This is a genomic window from Veillonella sp. oral taxon 158, assembly GCF_018376515.1.
In the GTDB taxonomy this organism is placed as follows: Bacteria; Bacillota; Negativicutes; order Veillonellales; family Veillonellaceae; genus Veillonella; species Veillonella rogosae.
Genome location: NZ_JAHABE010000013.1, coordinates 1 through 13,217 on the forward strand (window position 1 = coordinate 1; position 13,217 = coordinate 13,217).

The 13,217-nt window shown below is 35.0% G+C and carries 11 protein-coding genes; 6 read left to right on the forward strand and 5 right to left on the reverse strand.

The annotated features are described in order from the left end of the window. Positions 1–254 precede the first annotated feature (254 nt). The 3 genes from KH364_RS07865 to KH364_RS07875 all read left to right on the forward strand — a co-directional run bounded on the left by KH364_RS07865 (position 255) and on the right by KH364_RS07875 (position 4,153). Complete coding sequence (locus tag KH364_RS07865; protein WP_273299234.1) at positions 255–1,544, forward strand: hypothetical protein; 1,290 nt, start codon at positions 255–257, stop codon at positions 1,542–1,544. A 541-nt stretch (positions 1,545–2,085) separates the two neighbouring features. Next, complete coding sequence (locus KH364_RS07870; protein WP_265138823.1) at positions 2,086–3,432, forward strand: hypothetical protein; 1,347 nt, start codon at positions 2,086–2,088, stop codon at positions 3,430–3,432. 124 nt (positions 3,433–3,556) lie between these two features. Next, a complete protein-coding gene (locus tag KH364_RS07875; RefSeq protein ID WP_273299235.1) occupies positions 3,557–4,153 on the forward strand; it encodes a hypothetical protein in 597 nt (198 codons plus the stop codon). Positions 4,154–4,278: 125 nt separating this feature from the next. On the opposite strand, the gene KH364_RS07880 is transcribed toward KH364_RS07875, so the two are convergent. The 4 genes from KH364_RS07880 to KH364_RS07895 form a co-directional block, all read right to left on the reverse strand. After that, entirely contained in the window at positions 4,279–5,508 is a 1,230-nt protein-coding gene (locus tag KH364_RS07880) for a threonine/serine exporter family protein (protein WP_273299237.1), read from the reverse strand. 14 nt (positions 5,509–5,522) lie between these two features. Then, a complete protein-coding gene (locus tag KH364_RS07885) occupies positions 5,523–6,926 on the reverse strand; it encodes a hypothetical protein (protein WP_273299238.1) in 1,404 nt (467 codons plus the stop codon). Positions 6,927–7,173: 247 nt separating this feature from the next. Further along, on the reverse strand, positions 7,174–7,785 hold the full coding sequence (locus KH364_RS07890; RefSeq protein WP_273299280.1) for an acetate uptake transporter: 612 nt from the start codon (positions 7,783–7,785) through the stop codon (positions 7,174–7,176). A 436-nt stretch (positions 7,786–8,221) separates the two neighbouring features. After that, positions 8,222–8,881 carry an HAD family hydrolase gene (locus tag KH364_RS07895; RefSeq protein ID WP_273299239.1) on the reverse strand — a complete coding sequence of 220 codons (660 nt, stop codon included), beginning with the start codon at positions 8,879–8,881 and terminating at the stop codon, positions 8,222–8,224. Positions 8,882–9,005: 124 nt separating this feature from the next. On the opposite strand from KH364_RS07895, the gene KH364_RS07900 reads away from it, so the two are divergent. Continuing rightward, entirely contained in the window at positions 9,006–10,349 is a 1,344-nt protein-coding gene (locus tag KH364_RS07900) for a hypothetical protein (RefSeq protein WP_273299240.1), read from the forward strand. Position 10,350: 1 nt separating this feature from the next. Continuing rightward, positions 10,351–11,181: a hypothetical protein gene (locus KH364_RS07905; RefSeq protein WP_273299242.1), complete on the forward strand. Its 831-nt coding sequence runs from the start codon at positions 10,351–10,353 to the stop codon at positions 11,179–11,181. A 49-nt stretch (positions 11,182–11,230) separates the two neighbouring features. Here KH364_RS07905 and KH364_RS07910 read toward each other — a convergent pair whose 3' ends face one another. Next, the gene (locus KH364_RS07910; protein ID WP_009351763.1) at positions 11,231–11,962 is read right to left on the reverse strand and encodes a gamma-glutamyl-gamma-aminobutyrate hydrolase family protein; all 732 of its coding nucleotides are present in this window, start codon (positions 11,960–11,962) and stop codon (positions 11,231–11,233) included. A 206-nt stretch (positions 11,963–12,168) separates the two neighbouring features. Between KH364_RS07910 and KH364_RS07915 the strand changes: the two genes are divergently transcribed. Then, positions 12,169–13,206: an AEC family transporter gene (locus KH364_RS07915; protein ID WP_273299244.1), complete on the forward strand. Its 1,038-nt coding sequence runs from the start codon at positions 12,169–12,171 to the stop codon at positions 13,204–13,206. The last annotated feature ends 11 nt before the right edge of the window (positions 13,207–13,217 follow it).

A 13,217-nucleotide genomic window follows, 5' to 3' on the forward strand; every position in this document is an offset into this window, starting at 1 on the left:
CAAAGGAAATCATCAACGATAACACTTTGAATGTACTCATATTGATCACCGCCAATCTCTAGAAGATTAGCAAAGGCTGGACCCATTTAGAGGCCTCAATTTCAATATAGTGCCGTTAATTATAAAAGTAAATAGATTAGAGGTTCCTAATAGTCACCTAGGTGACTAATAGGAACCTTTTTTGTTATTATTTTATTACTATATGAGTATGTTACAATATACAAAATATAGTTAGTGCTTATTGAGGAGAAATTATGTTTAGGAAATCTTTGTTATTGGGCATTTTAATTACTGTCCTGTGTTTGAGTGGGTGTGGTAATTCCCAAGAGTTACCAGGCTATAATCCGAAAGTTGTGGGCAATGAAATGTATAAGAATGATTTAATGGATAAGATTCTTAACGAAAGAATCTATAAGGCTATAAGTGCTGGTGGTGATCGTGAAGAAGCGGAGATACTCTTTCGTCTTAATGAAATGACTGCTGACCAACGTAGAAATCTAAATTATTCTATATCGAGGGCTCAATATAATGCTGTAACAGAGGTACATATGCATACTGCAGAAGGGGGGCTGTCTTATACGTTGCCATTTACAGCTTTTAGAGGTGGCACGCAAATGGTTCCACTTCCTGGTATAGCTGGGACTGATGGCTCTCTCTATAGATTTAACCATCCTTTTATTTATACAAGTTTATCTATGGAATCTCGTCCCTATGAAGAAAGTGCACAGTATTTGGGCAAGCCTTATAATACATTGACGCAAAATGATGTACGCTCTGAGTTGAAAGAAAAATGGACAAATATACAGCAAGATCAATATGATGTATCCAGTATTGATGGTAGTACTTTCAAAAGAGACAATATTATAAATGGACGTTGGAGTACTATGAAAACAAAGGAGACACCTAGTTTTGTGGCCAATGACATTTCTTTTGCTTTGCCGAACGAACCTAATACACAATATGTTATTACTTTATTGGTTAGAGAAGATGGTGAACGGGGAATTGGTAAGCGAGGCATTGAGGATATTATAGCCAATTATCTTGTGCCAACCATTTCTCCATTAGCTCGTTTAAATGAGTCTAGTCATTTTGAAAGTTATAATGACTATTCGTATAGGGTTTTGAATAATGCGGTAGAGGAGAGCACTGGTTCGGATAATATAAAGGTGTATAAAACATCAGGTGGTATTACACAGACTATTAGCGTGCACCCATACGAACATAAAGGTCCGGTTTGGGCTAATATGGCAGATATTCTAAGGATTACACAAGCACAGTTAAGACTGAAGCCCAATATGCGTCATGGCAGCCATAAGTATATATGGAATGATGGCGCTCCTGGTGTGCTCACAGTGTTTGAGTATGAAGATGGTACTGGTGAATTATATTTTAGTACTCAAGATGCTCATAATCTGTATATTCATACAATTGATTATAACCGTGCTACAAGTGATTATAATATTGGTTTACTTCATACCATTATTTCCGATGCTAAAATTACAAATTTAGGAAATACTTATAAGGGTGAAGTGGATTATTTATAATAAAATAGAAGAGTCTAATGAGAATATATATGCCTAATCGGCGTAGAATGATAACAGGGAAAGGAATCCTTGGATTCCTTTCCCTGTTTAGATATGATATAATTTATATCAAAGTGAGGCATAAATGGTTTGGTCGCCAGACTTCGCTTCTAAAGTTTTAAAATTGAAGAAACGGTCTGACTTCTATGTCGGGCCTTTTTTCATGCCCCAATTAGAAAGCTAGCTTTCAGCTAGAGGTCAATCACTTTGCTGCCATGATAATGGTCGCCACAAGTATGCCAAAGGAAATCATCAACGATAACACTTTGAATGTACTCATATTGATCACCGCCAATCCTCGAGTTGATTAGCAAAGGCTGGACCCATTTAGAGGCCTCAAGTTCAATATAGTGCTGTCCATAATAAAAGTAAATAGATTAGAGGTTCCTAATAGTCACCTGGGTGACCAATAGGAACCTCTTTCATTTGGTAATTATTTTCATAAAAATATATTAACTATGTTACAATACAGTTAATATCATTATTTTGTGGAGAGAAGTATATGTTAAAACGATTATTATTAAGTGCAATTGTAGTAGGCGTTGTTTCTGGTTCTAGTTTCGCTATTGATGTGAATATATCAGGGGCAGATCCAAGTATTCCACATGATGCGTATCAAAGTTATGTATATACCGATAAGTATATACAAATGGATAAGCATAAAATGGTAAGTGAATCTTATCGGACTATTAAAGATGACCCACGAATGGTAGATTTTAGAAAAGAACATTCTATATCTGACCAACAATTACAAAAGGTAATAGAAGATCATGCTCTAAGGTTACAAGGTGTAGTTGAAGGAAAAACTGATGTAATTTTACATTCTAAGGATGGTGGGATACGATTTACAGTGCCATTGGTATTAGATTATAAAGCTAAAATTAATAATCCATATGATTCTATTATATATTCTTGGGATACTAGATATATACCATTAGTTGTAGAAATTGAAGATTATCCATATGAAAAAAGTCGAGATTATATGGGAAAACCAGCTGAGTTTATAACTGTCTCTGACATTAGAAAAGCCATTAAACGTGCAATTCAACAAGCTAATAAATCTGATGTACGCTTAGTTGAAGATTCTTTAAAAGGTGGCCCTTTCACATATTCAGGTTTGAGAGACTCCTACTGGGAAATATCTGAATTTAATGATATAAAAGAAAAAGATGTGTTCTGGGGAAATTCAGTTAATTTTTCTCTTGAAAACGAGCCAAATGTTCAATACCATATTGGCTTTATTATAGAACCAAAAGCAGATAATAACCCTTCTATTGATAAAGCTAATAGTTTATTGGTTAATTATATGTTACCATCTATCAAACCATTAGCTAATATGAATGGATATTCTAAACAGATAGGATCAAAAGATAATAGTATATTTACTTATAGGGTGTTAAATAATAGTTCAGTTGGATATAGAGAATTTAATGGTCGTCATATTAAATCTTATAATTATAACGATGTGATTTTTCAATATGTAGATTATGTTAGAAAATTAGAAAGTAACAATGAAGACCCATATGGCTATGTTCATGATATACTTTCTTTGGGGCGAGAGAGTGCAGTAAAATCGAATCTTATTAAAAAATATGATTATAATTTAGTTTGGAATGATGATACTCCAGGTATTTTTCTAGAACAGGAGAATTTTGATGGTAGTGGTGTAATGCAATTTATAACACAAAATGGAAAGGATAGGTTTGTTAATACTATTCACTATAAAAAACTAGATGGAAATCTCACAAAGCAACAGCTACGTGAAATGTTAATTGATGTAACTATATCTAAACAATATAATAAAAACTCTGATTCTATTGATATATTTAATATTGTAGAAAATGGGTAATATATGAAGAGGAGCCTAAGAGAAATGAGCTTTTAGGTTCCTTTTTTATAATGATTAGATTCATTAAAATAAATAAATCATGTTACAATACAGTTAATATTAGAGTTCAATGAGGGATATTTGTATGAAGCGTTATATTACACTACTTAGTCTGGGCTTGTGTTTAGCTTTACCGATGCTTTCACAAGCTAGCGATATAAAACCTGTTATGCATGTTACGAATGTACATAATGGTCAATATGATGCGGCATTAGATGCTATTACAGATATAAAGTTTTATGGACCGTATCAATTCCGAGTATTAAAGAATGCTATCGAAACGCAGGGTGAAACAAAGGACATCGATGGTAGGGTGTTTAGAACCTCTGATGGGGTATTTATGCATGTAAAGGCTAGATCTATTGATAATGGTAGCGCATCCTTAGATAAAGAGGTTAAGCAGATAATTAAAGATAGAACGGTTCCTGAACCTACCGTAAAGATGGTATTGCCTATTAAGCATGATGTAATAGAGGTCAATAATGATGGTGTGCGTAGTTTGCTAGCCGAATTTATGTATGGCTGGCCATTACATAATAGGACGGATATGGTATTAGTTACAGATTATGAAGATACTCGTTACTATTATAATTTGCAGTTTTATAGAGACAAGCTACCTGAAGGTATTCGCATTGAGCAGTTGCGTCAAATAATTATGGATGCGCAGTTCAGTTATAAATAAGTGATATCTAATTAGCACAATATAGTTATAAATAAAAGAGGTTCCTAATGGTCACAGTAGTGACTTATAGGAACCTCTTTTGTTGTGCAAGTAATTTATATGAATTTGTTATAAGGTTATATTATTTATAAGTGTTTTTTGGGAATTCGTAGTGGTTTTATATGTTTTACAATTGCGATAGATATAGCAATTGTAAAAGCTATCAAAAAGGATTCTTTTGCAAAGCTAATGGCAATAGTTTCTTGTCCCATTAGCATATAATAAATGGATCGATAAAAGCTGAGCCCTGGTAGTAAAGGGAATAAGCTAGTCATTAGGAAGACTATAGCAGGGCATTTTCGTTTAACTGCCAGTACTCTTGAAGAAATGGCAATGATAAAACCACTGATGAATATGGAGAGCATAACATTAGACTGTAGTGAAGATAATGTTAAGAACAAGAACCATGAGATGAATCCTAATATTGTACAATCGATAAAATGTTGTTTAGCTACACGGAATAAGATTGCAAATGCTGTAGTACCAATACCCGCCATTATACTACGCATAAACATAGAGGTTAAGGAATTAGTATCTAAATTAGAGGTATAAAGAGGAATCATTTGTATGTTGAAGAGTAGTGATTGTACTACTGCGACCCCTACAGCCATGGAAATACAGGTAAGTAACGCACCCATCATAAGGGTTATTCCTGTATTATAGTTATTCTGGCTATACTCTCTAATCGCATTGACGAAAGGAACTCCGGGAACAATGTCAATCATGGCTCCTAGTAATATAACTGATAGGTTGGAGCCTAATTCAAAGTGGATAAAGAGATTACCCAATAAGGCTATTAGAATACTACCTAAAATGGTGATTAATACATCTGAGTTAAGTATTCTTTTAATCGTGCACATATAGATGCCTAATATTAAGCCTATAATACCGGCAATTATAGAGTCTGTTATAGAACTACCAATTGCATAGCTAAAGCCCGAAGCTCCTAACGTATAAGCTACTAATCTCCAAAAAAAAGAATAGTCTGACATGGTATCAATTTGATTAAGTTCACTTTCAATCTCCTCAATAGTAATATTTTTTTGTGTGACACGTCGGGAGAGAGCATTAACAGATTCAATTTTACTGAGGTTAATATCGACTTCAGGAACGTTACAAATACGAGTAATTTCAGTTCCATCAGCTTTCTTAGCAGTTGCAAAAATACCTCTATTGGATACGTAGGCTTCTAAATCTTTAAAATTCATAGCTCGTGCTATGTAGTTCATAGTATCCTCTGTACGACTGATTTCAGCACCACTACTAAGAAGTATTTTCCCAGCTTTTAATATAATTTCTAATTCTACACTGGTCATTATTTCCTCGTTATTCATTTTACTTCATTGTTATTTATATTAGACTTTTTGATAGGTCTACCTTTAGAAGATTCAGTTGATTTTGATTCTTCCTGTTGTTCTTGTAGAATATTGATATTTTGATGTATAACTTCTTCGTCTACTAAGAGATGCTCTTCCACATAGTCTTTTAACTCTTGAACCGTTTCTGTATTTGAAAGTATTTCTTTTGCTTCATTATGAATATCTTCTTTAAGAGCTTTTGTATCTGCTTGACTAATATCACCTAATGTATGGAATAGTTCACGTTCTTTTTCTGAAAGATTTTTGTGAGGGCTATGTTTTTTTAGTGATAAATGGAGCATCTTTCTTCGGAAGAGTTTTTCCATAATGATATCTTTACGATCACGGAGCCAGCCATAAATAAGAATAATTAGGAGTAATAGTCCCATATAACCGAGAATTGGGTAGAGGATACTAATCAAATCTTTAAAACCAAAGAAACTACATATATATCCTATGATTACTACAGAAATAATAACAATTCTCATTCTTTTTGTACTGCCGTTGGCAAAACGTCTAGCAATAGAATAAAAAAGAGAGAATGCTGTATTAAAAATAAGTGAAAAGACTGTGATTGCATATATATATGCTAGCCAAGGATGAATTTGATTGGCAATAGCAAGAATCGGCAAATCTGCATCTTTTACTGTATCTAGATTTGCATAAATAGAGATAGCTGCTATAAAAACAACTAATCCGACTAATAGGCCGCCACGAGTGCCACCTTTTTCAGCAATACCAATACGAACAACAGAACCACCTAAAATAAAGGCCATAGAAACAGCTGTCATAGCACATAGAGAATAATAATTAATGACAGAAAACCATACATTGCTTGTGGCTGGTTTGATTGTGTGGGCTATAGTATCTAACGCAGCCCAATCATGACTTTTACCAATAAAAGAGTAACCTGTAATGATGAATATCATTACAATCATAATAGGTGTAAAAACACCTAGAACACTGGTAATTTTATCAAAGTCCATAAATGATACGGTTATGATTAAAAGTGAGCAAATTAATCCGCCAACCCAAAAAGGAAGTCCAAATTGTTGTTCTAAGTTTGATCCTGCACCGGCTATCATAACGAAGCCCATAATAAAACTACCAGCGATTAGTACAAAATCAAGTATTTTTGTAATAATAGGATGGGAAATCTGTGTAAAAACTTCTTCATGATTGTCTGCACGATAGTAGCTCCCCAAAGAAAGCATGATTTTACCAAATGCGGCATTTAATAGACCTAGTAATAGAACACCAATAAGACCTATTTGGCCAAAACTTATAAAATATTGTAGAAGATCTTGTCCACTCGAGAGTCCTGCACCTACAATAACACCTATGTAGGCAAATGCAATTTTCCATGATTGTTGCATTATATTTTCCGCCTTTCAAATATATAACTTAATAATCTAATATTATATCATACTAATGATTCAATTGATGAAAATCTTACTGCCAATTTCTATAAAGTTAGCTAAGAATGGAGCTATTTATAGGCTTCAATTTCAATATAGCTATGTGGAACGTAAAAGTAAATAAATTAGAGGTCCCTAATAGTCACCTAGGTGATCAATTGGAACCTCTTTTATCGTGCAAGTAATTTGTATAGTTGTTAAACTATTACAGAATGCTTTTACCCATAGGGAATACAGTTTTGCCGAATACTTTGTTTACAAGTACAGCACCAGAACCGTAGAAGCCCAATAGGGAAATAAATAATTCAGACCATGCTGCAAGAGCGAAGAAGCCTGTTTTGCCGCCTAAGAATAGGTCTGTTGCAAGACCAAAGAATAGGAAGCAGATTAAGAACATGATAGCGAATACAACTTTGTTTGTTTTCAAAGATGCAATTGTACCAAAGATAGAGAAGATTAAGAAGCCTACAAAAGCGAATGCCAATTGTGTTACATCAAAACCTTTTTGAATTTCAGGACCGAAGGAGCCCATTTGGATCAACCAAACGCCAGCCATAGCGGACCAGAACAAACCGTAAGCACCGAATACAACAGAGCCGAATGGATTGTTTTTCTTGAAATCAAAATAACTTGCCATTAATTGGGCAATAGAACCTAATAAAACTGCCCAAGGGATAATAACAGATGTTGTTGGACCAGACCAGCCTACGCGGGACGTAGATACTACAAAACATACTACAGCGAGACCAAGTAGACCAAGACCGGTAGGATCAGCTACATTTTCGCTCATTTCAACTTTTCTTACTTCGTTTTCCATTTGTTTCACATTTCTCCATTAACTAACTACAACTATACAGCCAAATCTTCACGGGTATATGTACTGCCATCTCCGATCAATACTATGTGTACTGAATTGACAGATAACCTATGTGAAAGTACTGCCTCATAAATGTAACATATATCACATTTTTAAGGCAATAGATTAGAAATGGTATCTATGCGTAAAAAGTATAATATGAAAGTTGAAATAAATTAGAGAAAATAAAAGAAAAATCCCGATAAATAGGGAATGACATAAATTAATTCCCATATTATTACGGTTTTACGTTATAAATGCTTTAATTTATATGAATTTGTTATAGTGCTGAGTACAAAATAAAGTGATAACTATATTTTGATTTATTAATATATCGATATATTGGTACAGTGATAAGGAGCGATAGTAATTATTTCACAAGAATTAGTTAAAATTATTATTTATTTAGTTCTTCAATGATGGTAATGATATCTTCTGCTTTACGGGCGATGTATTTAACACCGAGCTCATGAAGTAAGGCTTCCTCTCTAAAGCCCCATGTAACACCGATGCAAAGCAAGCCAGAGTTTTCTGCCGTAGCTACATCTACTTCAGAATCGCCAACATAGATAGATTCTTCTGGCGTAGAGTTTAACTCTTTTAATGCTTGGAGTACCATATCGGGTGCTGGTTTACGTTGTAAGCCCGGTCTTTCACCTATAGCAACGGGCAATCGATTGCCAAAGTATTCTTTATTTAGGGGCGTAACACCTTCTTGTATTTTATTGGACACAATAGCTATTTTATATCCTTTTTTACGTAATAGGTCTAGCATGTCTAGAATACCATCATAGGGTGCAGTGGTATCTTTTAAATGCTCTCCGTAGTAAGCTTTGAATTCTTCAATATATGGTTCTAATTCATGATCTGCTACTGTGCTAGGTAAGCATTGACGCATTAAGTACGTTACTGCGTTGCCTAGCGCCGCTTTCACCTCAGATAAAGATTTTTCAGGAAAATTATGTTTACGCAGTACATAGTTCACGGAATTAAATAAATCTGTAGATGTATCGAGCAATGTGCCGTCGCAATCGAAAACGATAGTTGTATATTTCATAAAGGCCTCCAAATGTATATATTAACGACTCTATTATAAGACAGAAGGAGAAAAATTTCATAAAAAATTAGACTATGTTACAATTAATATACTATAGTTGAGAGTTTTAAAATTGGAGAGATACATGATTCGTAAAACAATAGCACTTTCAGTATATATCAGTTTGGTTACTGCTTTGGTAGGAGCTGTTGACGTTAATATTCCTGGTGCTGATAATAGAATTTCTGCAAATGCTTATGAAAGTTATGTACATCGCGATTCCTCAATTAAAAACATACAAGAGGGCGCATTGAAAGACTTTCAAAAGAGCAAACAGTATGCTAAAACTAAGCAATTGTACATAGAAAATGGATTGTCTGAGAAGGAAGCTGAACTAGCAATTCGAGAAAGCTATGTGGGACCCCTTAATATATATGAGGGACAAACAGAGATTATTGACCATAGTGGAAAAGGGATTCGTTTTCTTGTACCGTATATGAGTTATTATAAAGTGCAGGAAAATAATATAACTGATAAATTTACAGCCTATGATATTTTCTCTAATGATATAACAATAGGTTTAATTGTTGAGAATAAACAAAATTGGCAAAGTTCTGATTATATGGGTAAGTCCTTTGATTCGATTACGGAAGATGATTTACGTAAAGATTATGAGCGACCTATAAATATAAAAGAGTTTAAATCACTATTTTATAAGCCAGAAGATATTCACGGAGCGAGTTTTTCATATGCTGGTTTAATAGATAGCTATTGGGATTCTTTGTATGGCAAAATTAAGAAAAATAATAAAGCTCAATTTTACTCTAATTTAAATTTTGCCTTTGCGAATGATTCGATGATTCGATATCATGTAGGTCTAACTGAAGCTAAACAGGAAACGGGACAGGTAGTTAGTCCTATTCTTGTTAATTATGTGTTACCATCTATTAAACCTTTAACAGATAGCAATGTATATTCTCATACAACAAAAATAGACGGTGAAAATTTTATTTATCGCATTCTTAATGATGCAAAAGTTAGTGCCACTTTAGCAGATTTTAAAAGTGGTTTATTTTATAAAAGCCCTTCTGGTATTACACAAACTATCTTTATAGATTTCATAGCTAAGGAGCGGGGAACTGATTCTATTGCGGTAGCTAGCTTTATGGATGAGGTGATTATGAATGTAATTCAATCGCCTGAAGGCTATGTCCATTTCTCTAAACGCATTGTATGGAATGATGGTGTACCAGGTATTTTAGTGGAACAAGAGAAAGCTAATAAAGAGGGGAGAATGATATTTTATATTCAAGACGGAACAACAGCCTTAACTAGTATATTGAGTTATAATAGAAATATGTCTTATACTAAAGAACAACTTCGTAATATGTTAACTGATGTTAAGTTAGTTACTATTCCTGAGAAATTCAAGGGCAATGTTGATCTTGCTAATATTGAAGATGTAGTTAAAAAAAATTTGGAGAAGTAGTATGACGGAAATACAAGCTCTTTTATTGATAAAATCTATTCTCGAATCCGCAGATATTCACGGCATTGAAAATATTCTAGCCGAGGATTGCGAATACATGTCCACTGGTCGGGGCATTATTGGTCGCAATCGCAATGAAACGATTGAGTTCTTGTCATCTATGGCTGAGTCCATCAAGGCAGACAATGTGCCTGTTACATGTAAGGTGATGCACATTGCCGATGTGTACGAAGAGGATGCGTTATTCCGTGAGGACCGTCATGGTTTGACTGTTTCTTATGAAAGTGGCGACAATTATGTATATATGATTTTCGTAGATGTCAACGATGAGGGCCTTGTAGACCGCATCGTTTCGAGTCAGGAAAATTATAGTATTGACTATGATGATCTTCGCTTTGGTGCTGATGAAAGTGAGTATGCTTTTATTACGCCGCCAACGACTGTGAAAGATTGGCTTACAGCCTTAAGTATGTGGCTTGAAACGGCGAATGTTGATGTCGATGATTTCTATCAATATATCGATGAAGATACTCGTGTAGTATTCCAAAAGGGCGATGCTGAATCTATAACCCTTGAAAGTGGCCTCGATGTAGAGGATTATTTTGATCAGCTTATGAACCAACACTTTGATGCGGTGCCTCATATCATCCGTGATGAAGAGGATGGACTCATTTTGACATATGGTCCAATGAGTCTCATAGCTACGCTTAATGAAGAGGGAGCGCTAGCTCTTATCAGTATCTATATTGATACACGGGATGAAGACGAAGTTTCCGATGATGTAGGCTATATTGAAGAAGACCTTTCTGAGGATTATAACGAAGAGATATAACACAACAAAAGCTCCACGCCTAAGGTGTGGAGCTTTGCTATTATTTTCTTTAGTTTTTTTGAGCCGCTGCAATGAATGCATCAAATAAACGTGTTGCACTTTGATCTTTTGGTGTCATCATTTCAGGGTGGAACTGAGTAGCTACCATCCATGGGTAGGAGGAATCTTCTAATCCCTCTACAGTGCCGTCTTTAGCGCGAGCTACAACTTGTAAGCCCTTACCAACTGTTTTTACACTTTGATGGTGGTGAGAGTTTGTAACCCAAGTAGAACGACCAATTGCGCTAGCAAGATTAGTTTCGAACTCGATATCAACTGTATGCGTACCTAATTCAGGCGTTTGATTTTGAGCATGTTTTATTGTACAGGTTTCGTCGTAGCTTAAATCTTGATACAAGGAGCCGCCACGGTATACATTTAATACTTGCATGCCGCGACAAATACCAAAGATAGGAATTTGTCTTTCTTCAGCAGCTTTCAACAAAGCAAAATCAAAATGATCACGCTCAGGCCACACTTCACCCAGTTTTTGTAATGGTTCCTCACCATAGTGGAGTGGGTACACATCATGACCACCAGATAATAGTAGGCCATCGAGATGAGCTACTGTATCTTGAATGATTTCAAGATTTGTTGTGAAAGGAATAATAATAGGGATGCCACCAGCTTCTTCAATAGAGCGAGTGTAATCAAGGTTTACATAGGAGCGTGGAAGATCTACATCAGAACCAGCGCTGCCAAGTAGGATACTACCAGAGATACCGATATATGGTTTTTTCATACTATCACCTCATGTATGGACTATATTGTATATTTGCTCTTTTAGTATAGATGATTTTTTTAATAAATCATACTACTAATTTATATAATTATAAAAGTTATGTATATATTAATACAACATAACTATAGTATCTTATTTATTTGTGTATATGTTTACTGAAAAACGTGATATGATAGACTACGAATCAACTGTTCGGGAGGTTTATTATGGTTTTTCTTACATCCTTACAGAGTATCATACCGATAGTGCTACTCATTTCGTTAGGATATTTCTTAAAAGGGCAGGGCATGTTTAACCCTACCTTTAGTGGCAATTTATCGCGATTTATCATGTCCGTCATCTTGCCGGCCGGCGTCTTTGTCTCTGTATTACATCACTTACATATGTCTGATCTATGGGACTTGCGATATGGCTTGCTCGTAGTGGGGTTGACGTATGCTATTGCGTATATCGTTGCTTTTATCATGATGAAATTGTTGAAAGTGCCTAAAGGGCGGCGCGGTATTTTTATCAATATGGTGGTGAATGATAACTGTTTATTTATAGGTTTACCTGTGCAGATTGCACTCTTTGGACCTGAAGCGTTACCATATTTCTTGCTCTATTATATTGGTAATACCATATCTGTGTGGCTCGTAGGGGTATTTTTAATCGAACTCGATCCACTTCCAACTGTGGAAAATGGTTTGGCTAATGATGAGTGTAATCGAGTTAGGGATAGCTCCTCAGTTCAGTCCACTACAGCTAAAAAGCCTAAGTTTGATTGGAGAAAGTTATTACCACCACCACTTATTGGCTTTATCGTAGCGTTGATATTCTTGTATTTCGAGATTCCATTAGCACCTATATTACATAACACACTTAATTATTTAGGTGATATGGTAACGCCATTATCTTTGATTTACATCGGTATTGTCTTACATGATGCGGGATTAAAGAGCATGAGCCTCAATAAAGATGCTATTGGTGGTATTGTAGGTCGTTTTGTGATCTCACCAATCATTATGTTTTGCGTAATTATGGGCTTACAATACGGAGCGGGCATAGTACTAGAGCCAATCGCTATTATTACATTTGTAGTACAATCGGCGGGACCAGTTATTGCAGTATTGCCAATTGTGGCAAACGAAGCAAAATCTGATTTGCCTTTTGCTACAGGTCTTGTCATGATTAGTACCATACTATTTGTGGTAGTTATACCCATAATAATGGAAATCCTTACGAAGATAGGGATAACGGCATAAAAATAGGTTCC

Coding starts and splice junctions, on each gene's coding strand:
- KH364_RS07900 (WP_273299240.1), top strand. CDS start 9,006: ATGATTCGTAAAACAATAGCACTTTCAGTATATATCAGTTTGGTTACT.
- KH364_RS07910 (WP_009351763.1), bottom strand. CDS start 11,962: ATGAAAAAACCATATATCGGTATCTCTGGTAGTATCCTACTTGGCAGC.
- KH364_RS07875 (WP_273299235.1), top strand. CDS start 3,557: ATGAAGCGTTATATTACACTACTTAGTCTGGGCTTGTGTTTAGCTTTA.
- KH364_RS07865 (WP_273299234.1), top strand. CDS start 255: ATGTTTAGGAAATCTTTGTTATTGGGCATTTTAATTACTGTCCTGTGT.
- KH364_RS07895 (WP_273299239.1), bottom strand. CDS start 8,881: ATGAAATATACAACTATCGTTTTCGATTGCGACGGCACATTGCTCGAT.
- KH364_RS07885 (WP_273299238.1), bottom strand. CDS start 6,926: ATGCAACAATCATGGAAAATTGCATTTGCCTACATAGGTGTTATTGTA.
- KH364_RS07880 (WP_273299237.1), bottom strand. CDS start 5,508: ATGACCAGTGTAGAATTAGAAATTATATTAAAAGCTGGGAAAATACTT.
- KH364_RS07890 (WP_273299280.1), bottom strand. CDS start 7,785: ATGGAAAACGAAGTAAGAAAAGTTGAAATGAGCGAAAATGTAGCTGAT.
- KH364_RS07905 (WP_273299242.1), top strand. CDS start 10,351: ATGACGGAAATACAAGCTCTTTTATTGATAAAATCTATTCTCGAATCC.
- KH364_RS07870 (WP_265138823.1), top strand. CDS start 2,086: ATGTTAAAACGATTATTATTAAGTGCAATTGTAGTAGGCGTTGTTTCT.
- KH364_RS07915 (WP_273299244.1), top strand. CDS start 12,169: ATGGTTTTTCTTACATCCTTACAGAGTATCATACCGATAGTGCTACTC.